This is a genomic window from Bacillus cereus group sp. BfR-BA-01331 (assembly GCF_022663915.1).
GTDB lineage: Bacteria > Bacillota > Bacilli > Bacillales > Bacillaceae_G > Bacillus_A > Bacillus_A mycoides.
In genome coordinates this window covers 44,227-70,444 of the sequence record NZ_JAKUGJ010000022.1, presented here as the reverse complement: position 1 = coordinate 70,444, position 26,218 = coordinate 44,227, and the positions used below count along the sequence as shown (strand labels likewise).

The window sequence follows — 26,218 nt, the reverse complement described above, 5'->3', positions numbered from 1 at the left end:
CTCCAATCTTATTTGAATAGTTTTCTCTTGAAATTATTCTATAATCTATCATATATATCCCTCCAATTCATGCTAAGCATAAGTTTACCAATAAAATAAAAAAACAAATTCTGGAAATTCATGTAAAATAATGATATAATTTAATTGAATATAAAGAAAAAAGAAACCTGTTTTTATCAGTGTGACCTTATCCAAGACTAAATTTTACCCATACATCATTTTTTTGATGTAGCTCTTGAAGATAAAAACTATTTAATTTTCAAGGAACAGTTATTAACTTAAAACTTATTATACGAGGAGGGTGTATCATGAAAAAAATATGCTTTGTATTAATTGTCGACGCTGGTATAAATTATGGTTCAATATTTTCTCTACCATTTTTAAGGAATCAGGATGATTTGAAGGAATATTTTTCTAAGTATTATGATGTTTCAATTAATTATATTAGGGATAAAAACTCAGTTGACTATTTGGTAGTTCCCAAACCGTGTCCACCTTTTGATAATGAAAATAATCTTCCAATAATTGAAGTACCAGCAATCTTATTTATGGAAAAGGATTTTGAAAAAATAAAGACTTATATAGACAATTATTTTTCTAATAACTCATAAAGAAAATAAAAGTACAGTAAAAAGAAGTCCGATAAAAAACGAGTGGCGTAGAATATTTCTATTAATCATTCGTTTTTTATTATATTTACATATTAGTCTATCGCAAATGAACTTGTACAACATATCGGGAAATATAGTGAGGTTAATATCGTTGAAGAGTTTGCTGCACCTTTACCTGTTACCGTCATATCCGATTTATTAGGAGTGCCAACAACTGACCGTAAAAAAATTAAAGAATGGTCTGATATTTTATTTATGCCATATAGTAAAGAAAAATTTAACGATTTGGATGTAGAAAAAGGAATTGCGTTAAATGAATTTAAAACTTACCTGCTTCCAATTGTTCAAGAGAAAAGGTATCATTTAACCGACGATATTATTTCAGATTTAATACGAGCTGAATATGAAGGCGAAAGATTAACTGATGAAGAAATAGTTACTTTTTCTTTAGGCTTATTAGCGGCAGGTAATGAAACAACTACAAATTTAATTATTAATAGCTTTTATTGCTTTTTAGTGGATTCACCTGGAATATATGAAGAGTTAAGAAAAGAACCTACATTAATTTCAAAATCGATTGAGGAAGTATTACGCTATCGCTTTCCCGTTACATTAGCTAGGCGGATTACAGAGGACACAAATACATTTGGACCTTTTATGAAAAAGGATCAAATGATTGTTGCATGGGTAAGTGCAGCAAATTTAGATGAGAAAAAGTTCTTACAAGCTTCTAAATTTAATTTACACAGAATAGGAAATGAAAAGCATTTAACCTTTGGTAAAGGTCCTCATTTTTGCTTAGGGGCGCCACTTGCACGTTTAGAAGCTGAGATTGCATTAACTACCTTTATCAATGCCTTTGAAAAAATAGAGTTATCTCCATCGTTCAATTTAGAAAAATGTATATTAGAAAATGAACAAACATTAAAATACTTACCTATTCTTTTGAAAACTAGGTAAAACGTTCAGCAAGGTACAAAATTACTGTACCTTGTTTTTTTATTTCTCAATTGTAAATTTTTAGTGGTCTATTTAGTATGGAAGTGTGTGAAAGAAGAGTGGAGGAGGATGCTTATGTTAACGTGCGATGGGAGTAAAACGTTTCAAATATTTATTAAAGCTGTAACTGATTTAATAGATGGTGATTTATTGGAAGAACAAATCGTGTGTGAAATTGAAACATTACTAGAAGAACTTTTAGAAAAGAAAACATGGCTTCCGTTAGATAAACAGAAGGTGAATTCGGCTCAATATGCACGACACTTACTGTATGAAGATCCGTTAAAACGTTTTGAAGTATTAGCTCTCGTATGGAAAGATGGACAATCTACACCATTACATGATCATGATGGCACATGGGGAGTAGAAGGCGTTTTTTCAGGAAGGATAATGGTGCAGAACTTTGTTCAAACGAAGCAACTTGGAAATTCACTTTCTTATTTAACACATACAGGAAATCTTTATTTGGGAGAAGGCGAAACAGATAAAGTAATTCCACCAGCTGATTGTCATATTCTAGAAATATCCGAAAATGAAAGCGTAATCACTATTCATATATACGGAAAACGTTTAGAAAAGTTTAAAGTATATGTCCCAACTGAAGAAAAGAATGTGTATATGTGTGAGACGAAATATATTAGTTATAGTTCATAGTTTAAAATCAAAAACTTTTCTTTAAAAAGAAAAGTTTTTGATTTTATTATTAATTATTTCTTGACCTGAAACGCTTTTCATAAATTATAAATAAGAAGTACTTAACGAGCTCAATATGAAAACGATACCTTTTTGTTAAATAGATCTCGTGTATTTATAGAAAGTGGTGAAGAAATAATGAAATTAATCGCAATTGATCTAGATGGAACCCTTCTTTCAGGGAATAAAATGATTAGTAAAGAGAATGCAGAAGCAATTCGGAAATGTCAAGAAGCTGGCCATGTTGTAGCAATTTGTACTGGACGTTCTATTGTGGATATTGAACGACTATTGTTAGAAGTTGATTTGGAGTGTCCGATTATCGCGGAGAATGGTGCACTTATATATAAAGATAAAAAAATGATGAAGAGATACCCAATTCAAAATATGCAGGCACTTGAGATTGTAGAATATCTTGAAGAGAATGGCTTGTATTATCAGCTTTATACTAATAAAGGTGTGTATGTACCGGATTATGGAGTAGAGAGTGTACGTAATGAAATCGAGTATGTGAGGAATGCAAAAGAGAATTTCGATTTGAAAGAGTTAGAAACGATTGCTGCATTATACCTTGAGCATACAGCATTTCATAGTACAGAAAGTTGTAAACCAATTGTAGAAATGGATATACATGTGCATAAACTTTTACCGTTTTCTTATGACATAGAGAAATTAAAAAAATTAAAAGAAACGTTTCTGCATAATACAGATTTAGCTATTACATCTTCCTATTGGCATAATTTAGAGATTAATCATCGAGATGCTCAAAAAGGAAATGGATTATATACTTTAGCAGAACATCTTAATATTCCAGTTGAAAACACTGTAGCAATAGGTGATGGCTTAAACGATGTTTCTATGATGGAGAAAGCAAATATATCAATTGCAATGGGAAATGCAGTTGAAGAAATAAAAGCGATGTGTCAATACGAAACGTTAACAAATGAAGAACATGGTGTCGCACATGCTTTATATAAATATGTAATGTAATAAAAAAAGAAAAAAGAATCCAAATAGATTCTTTTTTCTTTTTATTAGGGGTAAGGTATTCTATGTGATTCATAGAAGCCTTATTACACCTAATTATATAGAATATATTGGAATAAATGTTTATATTTTTCATGGAAGTTATGAAAAATTTGTGAACTTTATGTTTATTGTATTTTTATAGTGCTGTTAGCAGCGCGTAACACTCCCATATTATTTTCTGTTTTTAATTGAAAAATAGAATTTGTTCGAATAATTATTCTACAGCTATATACCTAGGAGCACTTTCTTCGTATAATGAAGAAGTATGAATTTTTAATTTGTATAAATTTTACATATCGAGGTGAAAAAGGAATGAATGCGCGGCTAATGGAACTTATTGATGTGAGTACAATAGAAACCATGGCAGAACAATTTTATAAATTAACCAACATATCACATCAACTTCTTGATGCTGAAAACGAATCTATATTTTCATTTGGAATTAATGAAATGAAAGTATGTAAACTTCCCAAAATTGAAATCCCCCTTTTCTTATACAATCAATATTTAGGATCTTTTGTTGTATGGTCCAAACGAAGCGAAATTTTCAATTGCCAAAAATATTTTGAAATGCTTTCTAACCTCATTATAACTGGGATGAAAAAAGCAGTTCAAAGTAAAAATACATCGTTACTTTCTCGAAAAGAGGAAGAACTACATACGATCTTACAAAACATGCCTGTTATGGTTGATGCGCTTGACTATAATGGAGATTTTGTTTTGTGGAATCGAGAATGCGAGATTGTAACAGGTTATACTGCTGAAGAAATAATTGGGAATCCAAACGCTCTTCAATTACTGTATCCTGACCATAATTATCGCAATCAAATACAAAATAAATTTTTGACTCGTGGAAAAAATTTTAGAGATTGGGAAATGAGTTTAACATGTAAAAATGGTGAAATTAAAACGATAATGTGGTCCAATATATCAGAGCAGTTTCCTGTAACAGGATTTAGTTACTGGGCTGTTGGGGTAGATATTACACATTTAAAAGCGATAGAAGAGCAATTAAAACAACAAACGTCTGAATTAGAATTAATTTTTAAAGCTTTACCAGATTTATGTTTTTTAACAGAAGATGATGGGACAATTATAGATTATAAAGCAGGATCCCCTACAAAATTTTACGTACCTGCAGAAGCTTTTATGGGAAAAAAATTTTACGAAATATTACCGCCTTCAGTAGCACAGCAATTTCAAGAAGCAATTCGCCAATTGAAAGAAGAAGGAAAGAATGTAATTGTAGAATATTTTCTGACAATTAATGGAAGTATCGATTTCTTTGAAGCTAGATGTTTACCATTATTACAAGATAAAATTATGATCATTGTACGCGATATCACAGAGCGGAAAAAGGCAGAAGAATTGCTAAATAAATCAGATACACTTGCGGCAATTGGTCAATTAGCAGCCGGTGTAGCTCATGAAGTGAGAAACCCATTAACTGTAATTAAAGGATTTATACAGTTATTCCAAATTAATAGAGAAGATCAAGAAAAATATTTTGACCTTATGCTTTCCGAAATAGAAAGAATAGAAGCAATCCTCCAAGAGTTTTTGTCGATTGCTAAAACTGATGAAATAAATACAGAAAAGAAAAATATTTATCAAATTTTTAAAAATGTCGTATCGTTAATTAATACAAAAGCAATCATGACAAATATTCAAGTTGAACTATTTACAGATTCCAAAGAGATAATCATTGAATGCTCAGAAAATCAATTGAAACAAGTATTTATTAACATTTTGCAAAATTCAATCGAAGCAATGCTAGATGGCGGGAAAATTTCAATCCATATAAAAGAAATACATAAAAAAGGTGTCATTATTAGTGTAATAGATGAAGGAATAGGAATACCTGAAGAAAGAATTAAAAGATTAGGTGAACCTTTCTATAGTACGAAAGAAAAAGGTACCGGTATTGGATTGATGTTAAGTTATAAAATAATTGAAGGTCATCAAGGAACAATAAGTATAATGAGTGAGGTTGGCGTCGGGACAACTGTAACTATTTACTTGCCGAAAATTCAGAGTAAACAATCTCTATCAAATTGTGATGATAGGTGTATTTCAATACGTTCTAATATTAACTCCTAAAATACTTAATACTTAATACCCAATAACAAAGCTAAGCTTTTGTTATTGGGTATTTTTATATTTAATTTAGTAAACTTTACCTTTTCTTTATGTTTGTTTTAATTTCTATTAAGTTTTAAACGTTATATTAATATGCGTACAAAGTAATGTATGGAAATTGTACATTATTTTTAATATAGAAAGCTTAAAATTATTAGAAATGTTGTAAGGAGGAGATTATGACAAGGTGAAAAAGAAAGAGAAAAAGAGTGGTAGAGCACTACCTATACGATTAAATATTTTATTCTTTTGTGTGTTTTTATTATTTTCTGGAATTATAATCCAGTTAGGCAAAGTACAAATTTTCGATGGAGAAACATATAAAAACGAAGTAGAAAAAAGAGAGAATGCAACTGTTAATCTTACAGTACCACGCGGCAAAATTTATGACCGTGAAGGTAATCCAGTTGTTGACAATAAGTCTTTACGTACGATTACATATACAAAGGTGAAAGGTGTAAAAGCGGAAGAAATGTTAAAAACCGCAAGACAACTTGCAGCAATAATTGAAATGCCGCAAGAAGATATTGATAAGTTAACCGAGACTGATAAGAAAGATTTTTGGATGCAATTAAATCCAAAACTTACTCAAAACTTAGTATCTAAAAAAGAAATAGATAAGTTCAGAGAAAAGGATATTAATGGAAAAGACCTAGACAAAAAAATAGAAGAGTTAAAAAGAAAGCGCATCACAGATAAAAATCTTCAAGAATTAACAGCCACGGATATAGAAGTGTTAGCTATTAAAAGTAAAATGACTTCAGGTTATCAAATGGCACCTCAAATTATTAAAAAAGATGTTAGTGAAAAGGAATATACTGTGATTAGTGAAAATTTAGCAAATCTCCCAGGTGTAGACGCATCAGTTGATTGGGAAAGGCTCTATGTAAATGATGGCTTATTCCGTTCAGTTCTTGGAAATGTTTCGAATGCTAATGAAGGATTACCACGTGAACGATTAGATTATTATTTAGTGCGTGAGTATAGCCGGAATGATCGTGTTGGGAAAAGTTACATCGAACAGCAATACGAAGATGTGCTTCATGGTACGAAAAAAGAAGTAAGAAGTATTGCTGATAAACAAGGTGATACAATTAGAACGGAAACAGTTTCTGAAGGAAAAAGCGGCAAGAATTTAACTTTAACAATAGATATGGAATTACAGAAAAAAGTAGAAGAGAGCATAGAAAAAATATTAAAGGCCTATAAAGGTTCAGAATCGATGTTGGACCGTGCTTTCGTTGTAATGATAAATCCGAAAAATGGTCAAGTATTATCAATGGCAGGGAAAAAATTAGTAGAAAAAGATGGGAAAACAGAAGTTGAAGATTATGCTTTAGGTACGATGACAAGTTCATATGAGCTTGGATCAACTGTTAAAGGTGCGACAATATTGACTGGTTTCGAAACGAAAGCTATAACACCAGGTACTTATTTTTATGATGCGCCTATGAAGTTTAAAGGAACTAAGGAGAAGAAGTCTTGGAAAGAGTTTGGGAATATTGATGATCTAAGAGCTTTACAAGTTTCTTCTAACGTTTATATGTTTAATACAGCATTAAAAATTGCAGGTGTGGATTATGTGAAAAATAGCTCATTAAATATTAAACAGGAATACTTTGATAAAATGAGGTATTATTTTAGGCAATTTGGATTAGGTGTTCCAACAGGTATCGATTTACCGAATGAAACAGCTGGACAAATTGGTAAAAAAGATAACCAGCCGGGTTTCTTATTAGACTACTCAATTGGCCAGTATGACACGTATACACCGCTTCAGCTTGTACAGTATATTTCAACAATCGCAAACGGTGGATATCGAATGAAGCCACAAATTGTTCAAGAGGTTAGAGAGCAAACCGCGCAAAAAGATGAGATTGGTAAAGTGGTGCATTCAGTAGAACCAATCGTTTTAAATAAAATAGATATGAAAGAGGATTATATAAATCAAGTAAAGGAAGGATTCAGGAGAGTATTCCAAGAAGGTGATGGAACTGGAGTAAGGGCATTCCAAAAAGCACCGTATAAACCAGCGGGAAAAACAGGGACAGCACAGACAGTATACGGTGGAGAAAGTGATATTGGAAGAAATGAAAAAGGTGAGCGAAGAGAATGTTATAATTTAACGTTAGCAGGATATGCGCCATATGACGATCCAGAAGTAGCATTTTCTGTTGTTGTGCCCTGGGTTATAAATGATAAATCAGGTATTAATTCTGATATTGGAAAAGAAGTTTTAGATGCTTATTTTGATTTAAAAAATAAGCGATTAACTGGCGAAGCACCAAAAATAGATGACTCTAAAGAGAATTAAAATATACGAAACGTCTCTAGCAATTATATGAACTAGAGACGTTTTTTACATACGAATAGTTTAGAAATGAGGTATATATGAAGCAATTGATTCTAAAGGATTGGAGAAAAATATGTAGCTATATTTTAATTATAATAGGAATTATTTTTATTAATAAGTTATTTTTATTTTGTATGGTAGAAGGAATTTCGATGCAACCTACTTTGAATGAGAATAATCGCATACTAGTTAATAAGGCTAGCATCTATTTTTCTTCTTTTCATCATGGTGATGTTGTAATAATAAAAAAAGAAGACTCGCCTACATACTACGTGAAGCGAATTATTGGATTACAAGGGGATAACGTACAATTAAGAAACGATGTGTTATATATTAACGGTAAAAAGCGAGATGAGTTGTATATACAGTTAGATATGTCACAAGTATCAAATCGTTTTTCAAACTTTAGAGAAATGAAAGTTCCCTCGCATAAATTATTTGTACTAGGTGATAATCGTAATCATAGTATGGATAGTAGGAATACACTTGGACTGATCAATGAGTCACATGTAATAGGTAAAGTAAAAATGGTATATTATCCATTTGATCAAATAAAATGGTTAAAATAATTCTATTAGATATGCACGTTTTACAAAATAAATCATATATTGATAGCATAGGACAAGCAGAAAAGCTTATCCTAACCTCACAGAACACTCCTTATCACAGTTAGGCATCTACATTTTATGTAGATGCCTTTTTCAATGTCTGATAATTATTTATCAACCTAAAGTAGTAAGTATATTGGGACTATTAAGGGGAGATTGCTTGTAATAATAACAGTACGATTAATAAGAACATTGAATTGTAAGGAGTGAGAAATAAGTGATGAATATTTTAATAGTTAATTTTCCTGCAGAGGGACATGTAAATCCTACATTAAGTTTAGTAAAGGCCTTTACTGAAAGAGGTGATAACGTACACTATATTACAACGGAAAGTTTTAAGGAAAGACTTGAAGTTTTGGGAGCTATTGTACATACTCATCCGGATTTATTAAAGGAGATTTCTATTGATAATGAAACTTCATATGGATTAAAATCTTTCTTTCATGTACATGTTCAAACTTCTTTATACATATTAGAAATTACGAAGCGATTATGTAAAAGCATTAATTTTGATTTCGTAGTTTATGATATATTTGGCGCTGGAGAGTTAGTAAAGGAATATTTACAAGTTCCAGGGATAGTTTCCTCTCCTATATTTTTAATTCCACCAGTATTATTGGAAACCTTGCCTTTTCATCCAAATGCAGAAATACAATTCCAACCCGATGAACTCTCTGAAAAGTTACTGTATCAAATGGAAAATGAATTTGGAGTAAAGCCCAAAAATAATCTTCAATTTATGCATAATAAGGGAGATATTAGTCTCGTGTATACAAGTCGTTATTTTCAACCTAATAGCGATTCGTTCGGAGAAAACAATGTTTTTATTGGACCGAGTATTATAAAGCGCAAAACAAATGTAAAGTTTCCACTTGAATTGCTTTCAAAAAAGAAAGTTATTTATATTTCAATGGGAACACTTCTCGAAGGGCTCGAACCATTTTTTAATACTTGTATTGATGCTTTTTCAGACTTTGAAGGGATAGTTGTAATGGCAGTAGGTGATAGAAATGATATTTCAAAAATAAAACCAGCACCGGACCATTTTTTAATAGCTCCATACGTACCTCAGTCGGAAATATTAAGCGAAGCAGATGTATTTATTACACATGGCGGAATGAATAGCGTACACGATGCAATCCACTACAATGTCCCATTTGTTATAATACCGCATGATAAAGATCAGCCTATGATAGCGCAAAGATTAACTGAGCTTGAGGCAGCACATAGATTATTGAAAGAGCATGTTAATGTGCAAACTTTAAAAAAGGCGGTAACAGATGTTCTTTCAAATGAAAAGTATAAACATGGCATTCGAAAACTGAATGAAAGTTTTTTAGAGTGTGGTGGTTCCAAAAGAGCCATTGCAGTTATTGATGCTCTTTTAAATAAATAGTTCGGACAATATAAAAGCATAGAGGCTCTACCTGTATGCTTTTATATTATTATCCAGCAAATTGTACAGCAGTATTTGCATGTAAATAAGCAGTATCAAAAACAGGAACAGTAAGGTCATTTTGGGAAATAAGCAATGGTATTTCAGTACAGCCTAGTAATATTCCTTCCGCGCCATTTTGAATTAATGAATTGGTAATTTGTATTAGTTTTTCTTTTGATGTTTCTGAAATAATTCCTCTACTTAATTCATTTAATATGACGTGATGGATAAAAGTTCTTTCTTCGTCATTTGGGATAATTGTCTCAATGTTATATTTTGCTAGTCGTGATGTATAAAAATCTTGTTCCATCGTTTGTTTCGTTCCTAATAATCCGATCCGTTTTATATTCTGTTCTGCCATTTCTTTAGCACTTACATCACCGATATGAAGAAGTGGGATTGATATTGCTTGTTCTACTTCCTCAGCAAATAGATGTACAGTATTAGAACACATTAGTAAACATTCAGCTCCTGAGTTTTCTACCTTTTTTGCTATTGCGACTAATTCATTTTTCACTTCTTCATATTGATGATTTTGTAATAATGTAGTTACTTCACCAAAGTCCATACTATATAAAACAAGCTTCGCATTTTGATCATATTGAGAGAGAGTTATTGTATTAATATGTTTATAATATAACGATGTTGATTCCCAACTTAGTCCGCCAATTAAGCCAATTACTTTCATCATGCATTCCTCCTGTAACAATTTTGAATTTATTATTTCATAATTCCGATAAGAATACAATGATTTAATTGAACTATTTATCGAAAAATAAAAATAGTAAGAAAAGTATTGAAATTATTTATTGTTAGTGCCATAATACAGATTACAAATACATACTTATCCAGAGAGGTAGAGGGAACGGCCCTTTGAAGCCTCAGCAACCCCTATGTAATTACATAGGAAGGTGCTAATTCCGCAGAGGACACGATGTGTCTTTTGAAAGATAAGGGGATTCTTGTACGTGAAAGAAAATGACCTCTTATTTAAGAGGTCATTTTTTGTTGTATAGAAAGGAAGTGTCGATGCATAATTCATTTTCAAAATAAATATAGAGTATTAAAAGTTGAATAATACGAGAGGGGAATTGTAATGAACAAATTAACGACAAAGCTAGTAGTAGCTATTGGAATTGGAGCAGCTTTATACGGGGTATTAGGGCTTTGGGGATTTTCTATCGCACCGAATACATTTATTAAACCCGCATTGGCTATTTTAACAGTTTTTGGAGCGTTATTTGGCCCAGTAGCAGGACTTTTAATAGGACTCATCGGTCATACCGTTACAGATACGCTCGCTGGATGGGGTATTTGGTGGGGATGGGTTATTAGTTCAGGTATTATTGGTTTATCAATGGGACTCATACAAAAAAGAGTTGGTTTTAGTGTAAAACATGGAACGTATAATAACCGTGATATTTCTTATTTTGCAATTGCAGGGTTAATTGGTATTGTCATAGCTATTATATTTGCTGGAGCATTCGATATTATTGTGATGGGAGAACCGTTTGACAAAATAGTTATACAAGTACTAGGCGCAACAATTGCAGACGTTATCGTATTTTTAGTTCTTGGCTTACCAATCACGATCGGTCTAGCGAAATCAAATAAGAGACATACACATTTAAAAATTGAAAAGTAGGGATGAATACATGCAACCAATTATTTCTTTTGAACAATTTACCTTTCAATATAGGCATACCACGCAGCCTACTTTAAAAGATATTACATTTCAAATATATCCTGGGGAAAAGGTACTTATCGCTGGACGAAGTGGTTCAGGTAAGTCAACATTAGCTCATTGTATAAATGGGCTAATCCCATTTTCTTACGAAGGGATAAGTACCGGTAACATTTTAATAGCTGGAAAGGATCCGAGAAAAGGTAGTGTTTTTGAACAGAGTAAACACGTAGGGACAATATTACAAGATCAAGATGCACAATTTATAGGCCTTACTGTCGAAGAGGATGTAGCATTTGCATTAGAAAACGATTGTGTAAATCAAATAGAAATGAGAAAGATTGTTACGGATTCTTTAAAAAAGGTAAGCATGCAGGACTTTCATACACAAAGTCCACATGAATTATCAGGAGGTCAAAAACAGACAGTCTCTCTTGCAGGTCTGCTAACGACAAATGCAGATATATTATTATTTGATGAACCGTTAGCTAATTTGGATCCTGCATGTAGTTTGAATACAATAGAACTCATTAAAAATATACATGAGAAATATAATAAAACAATTGTAATTATTGAACATCGAATAGAAGAAATATTAAACCTTGATTTAGATAAAATTATTTTAATAGATGAGGGAGAAGTTATTGCCGCTGGTTCACCGGATAGTATTTTAAATTCTGATATATTACCAAATATCGGATTAAGAGAACCTATTTATATCGAGGCGCTAAAGAAATTAAATTTTGACAGTAATAATGTTAGGGTATTTCCAATTGAAAATCTTCGTAATGCAGACGTTCATAGCCTATTAAAGAACTGGATGCAGAAGCAAGTTTCATCAAAAAACAAATATATTAAAAAAGCTTTATGCAAGATAGAAAATTTATCATTTACGTACAATAACAAACATACAGCCTTAGAAGATATCAACCTTTCAATAGGAGAGGGAGAAATAGTAGCGTTATTGGGTCATAATGGAGCAGGAAAATCGACATTAGCTCATACTCTTATAGGAATAAATAAAACAGAGAATGGGAGAATAACATTCGATGGAGAAAATATAAATTGTTGGTCTATTCGTAAACGCGGGGAAGTTATTTCTTACGTTATGCAAAACCCAAATCAAATGATTACACAGCCTACTGTTTTAGAAGAGGTTTCATATTCATTAAAATTAAAAAAGGTTTCTAAAGATGAGATTGAGACAAGAGTCGAAAAAGCTTTAAGAATTTGTGGATTATATCCATTTCGTAACTGGCCAATTCAGGCATTAAGCTATGGACAAAAAAAGAGGCTTACTATTGCATCTGTACTTATAACAAACCCAAAACTTATTGTATTAGATGAGCCAACAGCTGGACAAGATTATTATCATTACAAACAGTTTATGTCGTTTATTAGAAAACTGGCTAAAAGGGGCATATCCTTTATTATTATCACACACGATATGAATCTTGCTTTAGAATATGCAGATCGAGCGGTAGTTCTGCATGAAGGGAAAATTATTGCGGACAATACTGTATCTGCTGTTTTAGGGGATCGAGGAACGTTACAAAGAGCTAATCTACGGGAGATTTCATTAATAAAACTAGCTAAATTAAGCGGAATTCCAACTCCAGAAACATTTGTGAAACTTTATATTGAAGCTAATAGGAGGGAGGAATATGCATAATACGTATTTTTATCGTATGGATGGTGCAATTAAATTATCTTTATTTATATTTTGTATGACACTTACTTTTTTATTTTTTGATTTTCGTATATTGCTAATTTTATTTATTGTTGGATGTATCGGCCTCTTAATTGCAAAAATTCAATTGCGTAAAATTATAGTTATTTTCAGCGTTATATTTACATTTAGTTTATTAAATTCCGTTATGATTCTTTTCATTACGCCCACCCATGGATCGGAATTAACGGGATCGTATACCTCTTTTTTTTATATAGGTTATGCAACAATTACATATGAAACTTTATTTTATGCAGCTACACTTTCATTGAAATATTTTACGTTATTACCATTTACACTTCTTTTTATTTATACAACTCATCCAAGTGAATTTGTGAGCAGCTTAAATAAATTTGCTGTTCCTTATAAAATTACATATGCAATAAATATTGCACTGCGTTATATACCAAGCATTCAATCTGAATATATAATCATTAGACACGCGCAGGAAGCAAGAGGCGTACCTTTTGAAAAAGGAGAAGCGAGCTTGTGGATTCGTATGAAAAACCGTGTTTTAATTTTTTGGCCACTTATTATTCATTCATTAGAAAGGATTGATACTGTTTCAAATGCAATGGATTTAAGAGGTTTTGGAAAAAATGATAAACGAACGTGGTACTATGCAAAAGACGCACAAAAGGAGGATTACATCACACTTTTTGTTGGTATTATCATTTTGATTATTGCAGTTTACTTAAAGCTGAATGTATTCCAAAGCTTCTGGTACCCATTTTAAAGCACTCTCAATAGAGTGCTTTTACTAATTTTTATGAAGACATGCTCAAAAAAGGGAGATATACATACTGTATAATACGAACCAGTTAAAATGATCAACTACCTATTAGTTTTCAAACCAAAAGGAGGAGAAAATATGAGTTTCGGCGGTTCTTGTGGTTTTGGTGGAGGTTTCGCTTTATTAGTTGTGTTATTTATTTTATTAATTATTGTTGGATGTAGTTGTTGGAGCTAAGGGTACTAATTTCTAATTAGTCTCTTCTAAATGTAAATTTAAAAAACATAGCAGATACTTTTGTATCGAAATAAAAAAGGAGCTATTATGCTCCTTTTTTATTTATTATGCAACGTGCTCTCATTATTATATTTTGGGAATGTAATAGTTAAAGTAGTTCCTTTATTAACGATACTTCGAATTTTTAAATTGCCTCGCATCGTTTCAATAATTTTAACAGCAACCATCGTACCTAAACCAGTACCTTTCGTTTTTGTACTAAAATACGGTTCGCCAAATCGATTAATTTGCTCTTGCGACATTCCAACTCCACTATCTTGAATCCTTATTATGACCTTATTATTGCTGACAGTTGCAGAAATAATTAGATTACCGCCACATGGCATTGCTTCTATACTGTTTTTTATTAAATTTAAAAAACATTGATGGAAGTGCTGTGTATTACCAATAATTGTTCCCTCTGAGAACTCTTTTGTAATATTAATATTATTCATGTTACAAAAAGGCAACATCATATTAATAACTCGATTTAACTCGTGCTCCACTGAAATATGATCTAGTTTTTCTGAAGCTGGTTTGGCAAAAGTTAAGTAATCATCAATAATTGCTTGTGCACGATTTAACTCTTCAAGAATATGTTCAATATACTCATCTTTGGATTGTTGAGTTATATTGGGTGTTTTTAAAAGTTGTGTAAATCCTTTTACAACAGTCAATGGATTCCTTACTTCATGTGAAATACTTGCAGCGAGTTGGCTGACAATCTCCATTTTTTCAACTTTTATTAATTTTGATCGCATAAATATTGCATCTTTTAAAACCTCATTAAAATAGACCATAAATAATATTAAAATAGTTGGTAATAGAATGAAATAAATAATGTACAAATTATTCACTTCAAAATCTGATAGAGTTAAAACAATTACTGTTGTAAATATTGCAAGGAAAAAAGTTAAAAACATAGATGAAGTTACTTTTATTTTCCTATTGTATGTATTAAATTTTGATGATGCGAATGCTGTAATTATTAACATCGTTCCATAAACAATGATTGTTAACAGGCTAAAACCATAAAACATAAAACGTATTATTAATAAAATCATGAGTAATGCAATACCGACTGGAAATCCACCATAAAGTGTACCAATTAAAAAGGGGATTTGTCTTAAATCATGAATATAATTTTCATCCATATAGATGGGATACCGCATGCATAAAATTAGTGGGATACTCGTACAAAGAATGATAAGTAGTTTCTTATATTTCTTCCCGAAGTACCCACTATCATAAATAAAATAAAAAACAAATATACTGCTTAAAATATAAAGAAGATTATTTAAAACATTTTGATTAATGTAAACAAAGTTCATAATACATGCCCCGTTATCCTGAATTTCAATCCCATATGTATTATACATTATAAAAGTGCAAGTTTTACATGTACTTTTATAATGTATGTAGTTTTTATAGATTTTCAGTGTTATAGGCTTTTAACCATGCATTATTAAACTCTTCCATTGACGCATAGCGCTCACTACGATTTTCATTTACAGCACGGTATGCTACTTCATATAAGCCTTCACTAGCTTCCCATTTCATAAAGGAACGATCTTGCCCGCCACCTAGTAGTGCAAAAGCTATAGCCCCCATATTAAATACGTTTGTTTGTCCGTCTATTATAGAGTTAAGTTGAAACTCTTCAGGTGACATAAAACGAGATGACCCCCACATTCGTCCCATCTTATTTACATACGGTTTGTTACTGTATAAATCAATATCACAAATTTTTGTTTCATTAGTTTTAAAGTTGTACAAAATACTACCGTCATAAAAATCAATAGCTACATAGTTTTTGTGTTCAACGTAAGTATGGAAATTAAAAATAGAATTTAATGAAATTAGCCTATTTTTAACGGATAATTTCTTATATTTATAAAATGGTGAGTTAGGATCATTGTATTTTGCTGGGGGTGGGAAACTCCAGTGCGGGTGAAGACATTCACCGTCAAACCAATCGAAAATTAAAACATATCCATGTTTTATAGGATAGTGATCAATTAAACTTATAAGAGAAACGTGTTTTAATTCATTGTATATAGTAACTGAGCTTTTTAATCTTTGTATAGCTTCATTTGTAGAAGCATTATATGCGAGTGTTTGTGCCCCTGCATATTTTATAAAGTTCTTTTTCCCATTCTTTTCAACACCAAAACTTATATTACCGGAATCTTGTTGGTCAAAAACCGCAAATACTGTACCTAGTTTTGTAAGCCAATCAAAATTATGATGTTTTTTTAGTTGGAATGTTATAGTATCTAACTGAATTTTAACTGGAATATCTTTCATAATTCACCTCAAATTTAATATAATTAAGTTGTCCCTTACAGTATTCGACATATTTTGTGAAATCCCTATATTTATAAACTTAGATTTTATAAATATAATAATATATAGTTATAAGGAGGAAAGCAAATGGATGGAAAAATCATAATTAAACCGTACCAACAATATTGGCATACAGAGTTTTTAACTGAAAAAAATAAAATTGTGCCGTTACTCCATGAAGAAATTATTGCCATTGAACATATCGGAAGCACAGCCGTAGAAGGGTTAGGGGCTAAACCTCTTATTGATATGATGATCGGCGTAACAAATTTACAAATTACCGGAAATTGGAGGGAAGCCCTAGAAGAAATTGGCTATGAATATGTTCCTAAAAAAACACCTAATTGGCGTTTTTTTAGAAAAGGTAAATGGAGAGCTGGTACCCACCATTTACATGTTTATATTTATAATAGCGAGGAATGGAGGAACAACCTTTTATTTCGAGACTTTCTAATAAATCATGAGTGGGCACGTGAAGAATATAGAGTATTAAAAGAGATGCTTGCTGCTGCATATCCTTTTGATCGTGTTTCATATACAAATGCAAAAGCACCGTTTATTTGCAACATATTAGAATTGGCCAAAAAGGAGATAAATAAAATATAAGTAGTCTGCAGATTCTCATTTTATTTTAATCTTTCTCTCATGCTATTCTCTCTTTTACTTGATACACTGCTGAGTATAGAGCTTTTGAGTCAAAAGGAGATTATATAAAATGGAGAAAATACTTAGAAATAAATATTTCCATATATATGTTAAAATCATCGGTATTACTATTATTGTTTGTAGTGTAGAATTGCTATTTATTAATGTTTTGTACGGGAATGTATTAAATGTACAATGGCTAAATAAGAAATTAGGTTCTTTAGGTGAATACGGGGTAATTATAGCTGCATCATTATGGTTCTTACGTCATATATGGTTATTTTTAAAGAAGAAACATATTCACGGATTTAAAATAATTAAAGAGCTATATCTTTTTATAAAACATTTTCACGTATTAATTGGATACGCTGTAATAGCTGTTGCGACTACTCACGGTGTTTACTTTTTAATAAAAGGAAGTCGTCATATAATACTAATATACAGTGGTATATTTTCTCTTTTAACCTTAATAACATTAGGGGTTGCGGGATTTGTTTTACAGAAATCTAATCAGAAAACAAAATTGAAGATGTATCGAAAAGCACATCAAATTATTGCAGTCATATTCGGAATAGGATTATTTATTCATTTAATCGTATAGGAGGAAGTATCGTTGCAACATATACTAATTATTGAGGATGAGGAAAGCTTAGCAGATTTTTTAGAATTAGAATTAAAGTATGAAGGATATATAGTAGATATACAACTTGATGGAAGAAAGGGATTAGAAGCAGCACTTGAAAAGAATTACGATCTCATATTACTTGATTTAATGTTACCAGGATTAAACGGACTGGAAGTATGTCGTCGACTAAGAGCAACTAAAAGTACACCTATTATTATGTTGACTGCTCGTGATAGTATTATGGACCGTGTGACAGGGTTAGATAGTGGAGCTGATGATTATCTTCCAAAACCGTTTGCAATTGAAGAACTTTTAGCACGTATGAGAGTGATTTTTAGGAGAGAAGAAAATACAGAGCAAAAGCACGCATCATTTCTTTCGTTTAAAGATCTACAGCTTCAGATTGAATCTCGAACTATAACTAAAGGAAATGAAGAAATTGAACTTACAAATAAAGAATTCGAGCTACTGCTTATGTTTATGAAAAATATTAATCGAGTTCTTACCCGTGATATTTTACTGGACCAAGTATGGGGTTATGATGCAATGGTTGAGACGAATATAGTCGATGTATATGTTCGTTATTTACGTAATAAGTTACATAGTGTGGATAAGGAGGAGTATATCCAAACAGTCCGCGGTGCTGGATATATAATGAAATGATAAAAAACATTGTGCACCGAATTCGGAATTTACCTATAAAGTGGAAATTAACACTTTGGTCCACTACACTAGTATTCATTTTGTTTATTTTGTATAGCACGTTACAATTCATTGTAATTAATAAGTGGACTATAGATTATGAACAGAAACAAATAAACAGACAATTGACAGAAATAGCGGCATATTTTCAAGATAAAAACGAAACGCTCTCGAGCAAAACATTTGAAAATAGTAAAGAATTTCTAAATAATATGATTGATAAACATCAAATGATTCGTATTATCGGAAATGATGGAAAGCCCATTGTTACTGTTTCTCGAGATTTTAATGAAGCTTGGATAAAACCAAAACAGGTTACCCAAGATGAATCCTTAATAAAAAGACATATAGAAGATCGAATATTAGTTGAGCGCATACCAATTCAAACAAAAAAATTCACGGGAACTATTGAACTTACGAAAAACTTAGAGACATTTGATCATTTATTAAAAATTATCTTAGTGGTAATGGTCTTTGCAGGGATATGTGGATTAGTGTTTAGTTTTTTAGGCGGAATACTTATAACGAAAAAGCTTTTATCAAGTGTTCAAAACATAACGGATACGATGAAGCGTATTAAGAAAAACGGACTAAATGAAAGAGTTCCAGTACGAGAAAATAATGATGAACTCGCAAAATTATCGATTCTTTTTAATGAAATGATGGATGAAGTAGAAACTTCTTTTACACAGCAAAAACAGTTTGTAGAAGACGCATCTCATGAATTAAGAACACCATTAACAATTATTCAAGGGCACTTATCAATGCTGAATCGATGGGGGAAAAATGATTCAGCAGTATTGGATAAATCTCTTCAATCTAGTCTAAAAGAAGTAGATCGATTAAATAAATTAGTTTCAGAACTGCTAGAACTATCAAGAGCTGAAGCAGAACAGATGCATCCAATAGCAGTCGAACGAGTCCATGTTAATAGCGTATTAAAACAAGTTACACAAAACTTTGCAATACTGCAAACTGACTTTCAATTTGATATGAAATTGGATGCAGATGAAGCGTATGTTTCAATACCATCATCTTACTTAGAACAAATAATTATTATTGTAATGGATAATGCAGTGAAATATACAAAAGAAGCTACTAAGTATATTTGCATTGAATCAAGTATGCGGTCAGGAAAAATTAAAATCCGAATAATAGATCATGGGGCAGGAATACCTGAAGCAGATTTACCATTTGTTCTTAACCGTTTTTATAGAGTTGATAAAGCGAGAAGCCGAAAACAAGGTGGAAATGGGCTAGGTTTATCAATTGCAAAAAGGCTTGTAGAAAAATATAACGGAGCTATTCAATTAGAGAGTAAAGAAAACGAAGGAACAATTGTTACAATTACATTTCCTGATACTACACATGAATAGTTAAAGGTAAAAAATTCTTTTTGAAAATACTCTTTAAAAGGAGGAATACATTTTGTATTTCCTCCTTTTTTGATGCTTAGTAATCAAATTATTTTATTTATTTCGATATTTAAAGTACATTGAAAGGATTAAGGGGGAATAATTAATGAAAGCTATTGTACATCAACATAAAAAAGGGTTAGAAGGTTTAGAATATAAATTATCACCGGAGATAACTCCTAATGTGGGGGAAGTTAAAGTGAAATTAAGAGCAGCAGGTTTAAATCATCGTGATTTATTTATAATGAATAATAGAAAAGAAATGGAACTACCATTAGTTTTAGGGTCAGATGGTGCAGGTATTGTTATAGAACTAGGAGAAGGAGTTTCAAATATTTCACTACATACCGAGGTTATTATTAACCCTAGTATTGGATGGAATAATACTCATGAAATACCAGAGTTACCTGAAGTACTAGGTGGACCAGCCGATGGAACGTTTGCTGAATATGTTATTGTACCAGCAGAAAATGTAGTGGAAAAGCCATCATATCTTACGTGGGAAGAATCTGGCGTTTTATCTTTATCGGCATTAACTGCATATAGAGCGCTTTTTACAAAAGGTAGATTAAAACCTGAAGAACATGTCCTAATTCCGGGAATCGGCGGTGGTGTAGCTACTTATGCTATGTTATTTGCTAAAGCAATTGGAGCAAAGGTGAGTGTTACTTCAAGGATAGAGGACAAAAGAAAGGCTGCTGAAAAATATGGAGCAGACTTTTCTTTTAATAGTTCTGGTAATTGGGACGAGTGCCTACATGGGGAAAAAGTGGATTTAATTATAGATAGTATAGGTCCGGCGACTTTCTTAAAATATTTTGATATATTAAAACCAAATGGAAGAATCGTTAACTTTGGTGCAAGTTCAGGAGATAAAATCGAATTACCGTTACGAGCATTATTTTATAATCAAATCGATATTATGGGAACATCAATGGGGAGCAGTGAAGAGTTTAATGCGATGATTCATTTTATAGAGGAACATAATATTAAACCAATCATTGATAAAGTATATCCATTAGAAGAAGCAATTCAAGCTTTAAATCGAATGCAGCAAGGAGAACAATTCGGTAATATTGCCCTTCGTATGGAATGAAAATATGATTTCAGAGAAATTATATTTAAATGAACATGTTAAGTATTATATTCATGCATAAAGTGTTTACCATACTATTTAAAATGTTTTACAAGCTTTATACATACTTAGCTCTTGTAAATAGTTACACGATTGTCAAATGAATAGTAATAAAATGAGAATTAGATGAGAAAAGTTTAAGCCCATTTTCATATTGATGTTGTATACTGTGTAAATCAAGAACACTTGTATCTTTATTTAAAGTACAATGAGTAATAATAAGGGGAGAGTAATATGAATTACACAGTATTTCAATGGATTAATAACTTTGCTGGATCATCCAAGCTATTAGATACGCTAATGATCGCTATTACAAATAGTGTTCCATATGTAGCTATTCTATTCATGCTTATCCTATGGTTCAATAATGGAAAGAAAGAGAATGCAATTAGAAAACAATATACAGTGTTATATACGACACTTTCAGTTAGTATTGCATTATTAGTAAATGTTCTTATACATGCGGTATATTACCATCCGCGTCCTTTTATAACACATCATGTAAATCAATTAGTACCGCATGCAGCAGATTCATCATTTGTAAGTGATCATTCTGTACTCGTATTTTCGATTGCTTTCGTATTTATTCTAAGAGGAGAAAAACTTAAATATATCGCGTTAATATGGGCAATATTAGTCGGTGTATCACGCATGTACGTAGGCGTTCATTATCCTCTAGATATACTTGGTGCTGCGTTCTTAACATTTATTACAAGTGGATTAGTGATGCAAAGCGCACGTATATTTGAACCGTTAGCAAGTTTTATTTTCAAAATGTATGCACTAGTAGCAAAACGAGTTCCTTTTTTAGCGAAATATAACCACATAGCGTAAACTTAAGAACCTACCAAAAAGTAGGTTTTTTTATTTGAAGATTCGAAAAATTTCACTCACCGTATTTTATATTTAAAAACATAAACGATCAGAAACAAATAGCAACTTAGATTGTTTTCTTATCGTTTTAGAGGAATTCACTGAAAAAACTACGAAAAATATAGTATCTAAAATAAAAAAGTGCATCTTCGCATTAATGCATTGTAAAGGAAAGGAGATTAGTATGCATAAACTTCAAACGAATAAAGGCGCTCGATATATGATGATTGCTTTTATTGTTTTGTTTCTTACTATGCTTTTACGTATATTTTATATTCAAGCAGTAGGAGTCGTGCATAATGTTAATGTAAAGGATCTTGCGAAGGAACAACAAAACAAAAATGGAGTTTTAGAGGCAAATCGCGGGACAATTTATGATCAAAACGGTAAAGTATTAGTCCAAGACTCAACGACATATCGCATCGTTGTAAACCTAAAAGGAAAAGATAAATTAAAAGATAAAGAAGATACCGCACAACGTTTAGCAGATGCGCTTGAAGTTGATAAAGAGGAGATCATGAAAAATTTTCATGAAGGACGTACGCAAGTTGAAATTGGTAAAATTGGACGGAATTTACCTAGAGAAGTGAAGGAGGAAATAAAAAAATTAAAAATACCAGGGGTGTCATTTACGACAGAAAAAGCTAGAGTATATCCAAACGAAGACTTTGCATCATATATCCTAGGTTTTGCTAGGCCAGATGAAAAAGGAAATGCAGAAGGTAAGTTTGGACTTGAACAAAGTCTTGATAAATATTTGCGCTCTACAAATGGTAATGTCGCATATGTAGGCTCTCGAAAAGGAATCCCGCTTACAAATGATATAGGAAAAGTAGAACCTGCTAAAAATGGAAATAACGTATACCTTACGCTTGATAAACAAATTAATAGTTTTTTAGAAGATGCAATGAACAAAGCGGAGCAACACTATGACCCTTCTATGTTAGTAGGAATTATTGCAGATCCAAAAACAGGTAAGATTTTAGCAATGTCTAGTAAGCCTAGTTATAATCCTAACAAGGGAGACATTGAATATTTTTTAAACGATCCAATTGCGAATGCATTCGAACCAGGGTCTACAATGAAAGTTTTTACATTAGCTGCTGCAATTAATGAAGGTGTATATAACGGGAAAGAATATTTCCAATCAGGAAAATACGCAGTTGGTTCAGCAGAGATTAAAGATCATAATGGCGGCTATGGATGGGGCTCAATTACATTTGACGAAGGGTTTGAAAGGTCATCGAACGTTGCTTTTTCTATTTTAGAAGACCAGTTACTGAAACCAAATAAATTCAAGCAATATATGAATAAATTTGGTTTCAATCAAAAAACAGGGATAGATTTACCTGGAGAAAGTAAAAATACATTATTGTTAAATACTCAAATTCAACAAGTTACTACATCTTTCGGCCAAGGCTCAACTGTAACTCCTATTCAAATCGTACAAGCGGCCACAGCTATAGCAAATGACGGGAAAATGATGCAACCTTATATTGTTGATAAGGTTGTAAATCCAACAAATAAACAAGTTATTATGGAAAATCAACCTAAAGAAATAGGGAATCCGATTAAAAAAGAAACCGCAGATAAGGTAAGGAACTTAATGGAGCGTGTTATAACATCATCTAAAGGAACGGGAACGATGTATAAAATTGATGGTTATCCGATTGGTGGTAAAACAGGGACAGCGCAAATTCCGAATCCTGAAAATGGACGATATATGGAAGGGAAAGATAATTATATTTTTTCATTCTTAGGAATGGCTCCAATTGATGATCCGCAATTAGTCGTATATTTAGCCATTAAGCAACCTAAATTAAAGGGGAATGAATACGGTGCTCAGCCTCTTGCTGAAATTTTTAAACCAGTTATGAAAAATAGTCTAGAATATTTAAAAGTGAAACCATATACAGAAAAGCAAATGGCAGATGCAATAAAGAAATCTGAAATAAAAGTACAAAATTATGTAAATCAAACAATGGATACCGTAAAAAATATTGCAGAAAAAGAGAAACTTCAGCCGGTATTATTAGGAGAAGGAAAGATAATAAAACAATATCCACAGACTGGCGAGGTAATGAGTGAAGGAGATCGCATATTTCTAGTAGGAAGTAATGTGAAAATGCCTAACCTAAAAGGTTGGTCAATGCGTGATGTTATGTATTTCTCTAAGTTGTTGAAATTAGATTTAAAAACAACAGGTACAGGGTATGTAACGAGTCAAAGCATTGAAAAGGAACAATATATACAAGAAGGTGATACTTTAAAACTAGATTTGGAACCGCCTCTAGAACCATTAGCAGAAGCGAGTACAAATTAATATCGAATTTTGTAAGAGTCTATAGTATAATAGGCTCTTTTTGTTAGAGTTACATGCAATTTCACGCACCGTATTTTTTAATAAATAAAAAATCAAGTCACAAAATTATAAAGGTTGCTCACTTTTAAAAAACTGATTATTCTTTTTAATCATTTACAATATAAAACCTATGTGATAATATGGAAAAAATCAAATGCAGTGAAGAGAAGAGTAAATAAAATGAATTTTTCACAGAGAGCTCCATTTAGCTGAAAAGGAGCAAAAATTCTTTATTGAACCAAGCCTCTGAGCAGCACATCGGAACCTTTTAAAAGTGGATGGTGTGACGGGAGCTCCCGTTATAGAGCTAAGGTATAAGCATGAAAATAGTGCAGTACCTGATAAGGTTAATATGGCGACATATTAACAAACTAGGGTGGCACCGCGATGATAAATCTCGTCCCTAAGACTTTAAGTCTTGGGGGTGGGATTTTTTTATTGTTTTAAAACAATTTAGAAAGCGGGTGCCTAAAGTGAAAAAATTACTTAAAGATTTGAAATATCCTTTATTACTATTGTCCGGAGTTGGTATTGCGAATTTAGGTGCATGGATTTATTTAATCGCACTGAATGTACTTGTCTATAATATGGGTGGCTCAGCCTTAGCTGTCGCTACTTTATATGTGATAAAACCATTAGCCACTTTATTTACAAACGCTTGGTCAGGAAGTATGATAGATCGTTTAAATAAACGAAAGTTAATGATTCACCTCGATATATATCGAGTAGTATTTATCGCTATTTTACCCTTGGTTCCATCCCTTTGGATTGTCTATCTCTTAGTATTTTTTATAAGCATGGCCAGTGCGATTTATGAACCAACTGCTATGACATATATGACGAAATTAATTCCAGTAGAGCAAAGACAACGTTTCAACTCACTACGTAGTTTAATAGGATCAGGTGCATTTTTAATTGGTCCAGCAGTGGCAGGGATATTATTAATAACTGGTACACCAGAGTTTGCTATATATATGAATGCTATAGCATTTTTGCTATCAGGGTTCATTACATTACTTTTACCTAATCTTGATAAAAAAGACGATTTTAATACATCCAATGATAAATTGTCACTAACTGTATTAAAGAAAGATTGGAACATAGTTTTAAATTTCAGCAAAAAATCTGTGTATATAGTATGTGTTTATTTCCTATTCCAAGGAATGATGGTTTTAGCTACCGCTATAGATTCACTTGAACTATCGTTTGCGAAAGAAGTTTTATTGTTAACAGATAGTGAGTATGGCTTTTTAGTTAGTACCGCTGGTGCGGGTTTTATTTTAGGAGCAATAACAAATACAATTTTATCAAAAAAATTAGCACCTTCATTTCTAATTGGGATAGGATCATTATTCATTGCAATCGGATATTTGATTTATGCTTTTTCAAATGAGTTTTTAATGGCTGCTATCGGATTCTTTGTTTTATCTTTCTCTATGGCATATGCAAATACAGGATTTTACACATTTTATCAAAATAACGTTCCGGTTCATATGATGGGACGAATCGGGAGTATATACGGGCTCGTTATAGCTGTTTTAACAATTTTTATAACGATTCTGTTCGGCGTTGCAACTCAATTCACTTCTATACAACTTGTAGTCATTGTAGGAGTATTGGTAATGCTACTTATTACTATCATATTGTGCGTGTTTACTTTATTACCATCGCAGTCTAAGGTATATTCCGCTGAATCAATAAATTCAAAATAGTTCCCTTGGTTTTTATTTGAAACTTAGGGGGTTGAATAGGAGGTTTCTTTCCCCTATATATGGAAAAATAATAAGGGGAAAGAACAATACCAATAAACAAGGGTGGTTATT

The 26,218-nt window shown here is 31.8% G+C and carries 22 protein-coding genes, 1 pseudogene, 1 riboswitch and 1 other annotated feature; of the genes and pseudogenes, 20 read left to right on the top strand and 3 right to left on the bottom strand.

The window, feature by feature from the left end; all coding sequences use genetic code 11:
- Positions 1 to 308 precede the first annotated feature (308 nt).
- From MR155_RS25490 to MR155_RS25455, 8 genes and pseudogenes are all read left to right on the top strand, one after another.
- The gene (locus tag MR155_RS25490) at positions 309 to 611 is read left to right on the top strand and encodes a hypothetical protein (protein WP_000717614.1); all 303 of its coding nucleotides are present in this window, start codon (positions 309 to 311) and stop codon (positions 609 to 611) included.
- A 96-nt stretch (positions 612 to 707) separates the two neighbouring features.
- A pseudogene (locus tag MR155_RS25485) lies at positions 708 to 1,571 on the top strand (cytochrome P450); the annotation flags it as partial.
- Between the two features lie 114 nt (positions 1,572 to 1,685).
- On the top strand, positions 1,686 to 2,264 hold the full coding sequence (locus MR155_RS25480; RefSeq protein WP_242311445.1) for a cysteine dioxygenase family protein: 579 nt from the start codon (positions 1,686 to 1,688) through the stop codon (positions 2,262 to 2,264).
- A gap of 177 nt (positions 2,265 to 2,441) precedes the next feature.
- A complete protein-coding gene (locus MR155_RS25475; protein WP_002085231.1) occupies positions 2,442 to 3,293 on the top strand; it encodes a Cof-type HAD-IIB family hydrolase in 852 nt (283 codons plus the stop codon).
- A gap of 351 nt (positions 3,294 to 3,644) precedes the next feature.
- Entirely contained in the window at positions 3,645 to 5,432 is a 1,788-nt protein-coding gene (locus tag MR155_RS25470) for a PAS domain-containing sensor histidine kinase (protein WP_242311444.1), read from the top strand.
- A gap of 226 nt (positions 5,433 to 5,658) precedes the next feature.
- Positions 5,659 to 7,785, top strand: coding sequence for a peptidoglycan D,D-transpeptidase FtsI family protein (locus MR155_RS25465; protein WP_242311443.1), 2,127 nt, complete (start codon positions 5,659 to 5,661; stop codon positions 7,783 to 7,785).
- 77 nt (positions 7,786 to 7,862) lie between these two features.
- Complete coding sequence (lepB, locus tag MR155_RS25460) at positions 7,863 to 8,393, top strand: signal peptidase I (protein ID WP_219302480.1); 531 nt, start codon at positions 7,863 to 7,865, stop codon at positions 8,391 to 8,393.
- 256 nt (positions 8,394 to 8,649) lie between these two features.
- Entirely contained in the window at positions 8,650 to 9,828 is a 1,179-nt protein-coding gene (locus MR155_RS25455; protein WP_242311442.1) for a macrolide family glycosyltransferase, read from the top strand.
- A 49-nt stretch (positions 9,829 to 9,877) separates the two neighbouring features.
- Here the strand turns inward: MR155_RS25455 and MR155_RS25450 are convergent, their stop codons facing one another.
- Complete coding sequence (locus tag MR155_RS25450; RefSeq protein WP_242311441.1) at positions 9,878 to 10,561, bottom strand: aspartate/glutamate racemase family protein; 684 nt, start codon at positions 10,559 to 10,561, stop codon at positions 9,878 to 9,880.
- A 150-nt stretch (positions 10,562 to 10,711) separates the two neighbouring features.
- Positions 10,712 to 10,827, top strand: a riboswitch (SAM riboswitch).
- Between the two features lie 139 nt (positions 10,828 to 10,966).
- Between MR155_RS25450 and MR155_RS25445 the strand changes: the two genes are divergently transcribed.
- The 4 genes from MR155_RS25445 (at position 10,967) to MR155_RS25430 (ending at position 14,253) form a co-directional block, all read left to right on the top strand.
- Positions 10,967 to 11,515, top strand: coding sequence for an ECF-type riboflavin transporter substrate-binding protein (locus MR155_RS25445; RefSeq protein WP_242311440.1), 549 nt, complete (start codon positions 10,967 to 10,969; stop codon positions 11,513 to 11,515).
- Between the two features lie 10 nt (positions 11,516 to 11,525).
- Positions 11,526 to 13,226, top strand: a complete 1,701-nt coding sequence (locus MR155_RS25440) for an ABC transporter ATP-binding protein (protein WP_219302472.1) — start codon at positions 11,526 to 11,528, stop codon at positions 13,224 to 13,226.
- Positions 13,219 to 14,019 carry an energy-coupling factor transporter transmembrane component T family protein gene (locus MR155_RS25435; protein ID WP_219302469.1) on the top strand — a complete coding sequence of 267 codons (801 nt, stop codon included), beginning with the start codon at positions 13,219 to 13,221 and terminating at the stop codon, positions 14,017 to 14,019. Before MR155_RS25440 ends, MR155_RS25435 begins: the two co-directional genes overlap by 8 nt.
- 135 nt (positions 14,020 to 14,154) lie before the next feature.
- Positions 14,155 to 14,253 carry a YjcZ family sporulation protein gene (locus MR155_RS25430; RefSeq protein WP_000007808.1) on the top strand — a complete coding sequence of 33 codons (99 nt, stop codon included), beginning with the start codon at positions 14,155 to 14,157 and terminating at the stop codon, positions 14,251 to 14,253.
- A gap of 98 nt (positions 14,254 to 14,351) precedes the next feature.
- Here the strand turns inward: MR155_RS25430 and MR155_RS25425 are convergent, their stop codons facing one another.
- Together MR155_RS25425 and MR155_RS25420 are read right to left on the bottom strand one after the other, a co-directional pair.
- Complete coding sequence (locus MR155_RS25425) at positions 14,352 to 15,671, bottom strand: sensor histidine kinase (protein ID WP_113936369.1); 1,320 nt, start codon at positions 15,669 to 15,671, stop codon at positions 14,352 to 14,354.
- 46 nt (positions 15,672 to 15,717) lie between these two features.
- Positions 15,718 to 16,599 (bottom strand): protein kinase family protein, encoded by an 882-nt coding sequence (locus tag MR155_RS25420; protein WP_242311439.1) that lies wholly within the window; start codon positions 16,597 to 16,599, stop codon positions 15,718 to 15,720.
- A 126-nt stretch (positions 16,600 to 16,725) separates the two neighbouring features.
- On the opposite strand from MR155_RS25420, the gene MR155_RS25415 reads away from it, so the two are divergent.
- The 8 genes from MR155_RS25415 (at position 16,726) to MR155_RS25380 (ending at position 26,107) form a co-directional block, all read left to right on the top strand.
- Positions 16,726 to 17,244 (top strand): GrpB family protein, encoded by a 519-nt coding sequence (locus MR155_RS25415; RefSeq protein ID WP_242311438.1) that lies wholly within the window; start codon positions 16,726 to 16,728, stop codon positions 17,242 to 17,244.
- A 109-nt stretch (positions 17,245 to 17,353) separates the two neighbouring features.
- Positions 17,354 to 17,884, top strand: coding sequence for a hypothetical protein (locus MR155_RS25410; RefSeq protein WP_242311437.1), 531 nt, complete (start codon positions 17,354 to 17,356; stop codon positions 17,882 to 17,884).
- 12 nt (positions 17,885 to 17,896) lie between these two features.
- A complete protein-coding gene (locus MR155_RS25405) occupies positions 17,897 to 18,571 on the top strand; it encodes a response regulator transcription factor (protein WP_002032425.1) in 675 nt (224 codons plus the stop codon).
- Positions 18,568 to 19,986 (top strand): HAMP domain-containing histidine kinase, encoded by a 1,419-nt coding sequence (locus MR155_RS25400; RefSeq protein WP_242311435.1) that lies wholly within the window; start codon positions 18,568 to 18,570, stop codon positions 19,984 to 19,986. The genes MR155_RS25405 and MR155_RS25400 overlap by 4 nt, the downstream gene beginning before the upstream one ends.
- A gap of 145 nt (positions 19,987 to 20,131) precedes the next feature.
- Positions 20,132 to 21,121, top strand: coding sequence for a zinc-binding dehydrogenase (locus MR155_RS25395; protein WP_242311433.1), 990 nt, complete (start codon positions 20,132 to 20,134; stop codon positions 21,119 to 21,121).
- Between the two features lie 273 nt (positions 21,122 to 21,394).
- Positions 21,395 to 21,994, top strand: coding sequence for an undecaprenyl-diphosphatase (locus MR155_RS25390; RefSeq protein WP_002085252.1), 600 nt, complete (start codon positions 21,395 to 21,397; stop codon positions 21,992 to 21,994).
- A 223-nt stretch (positions 21,995 to 22,217) separates the two neighbouring features.
- Entirely contained in the window at positions 22,218 to 24,356 is a 2,139-nt protein-coding gene (locus tag MR155_RS25385; RefSeq protein ID WP_242311431.1) for a penicillin-binding protein, read from the top strand.
- A gap of 189 nt (positions 24,357 to 24,545) precedes the next feature.
- Positions 24,546 to 24,803 (top strand) — a binding site (T-box leader).
- Between the two features lie 65 nt (positions 24,804 to 24,868).
- Complete coding sequence (locus MR155_RS25380) at positions 24,869 to 26,107, top strand: MFS transporter (protein ID WP_242311429.1); 1,239 nt, start codon at positions 24,869 to 24,871, stop codon at positions 26,105 to 26,107.
- The last annotated feature ends 111 nt before the right edge of the window (positions 26,108 to 26,218 follow it).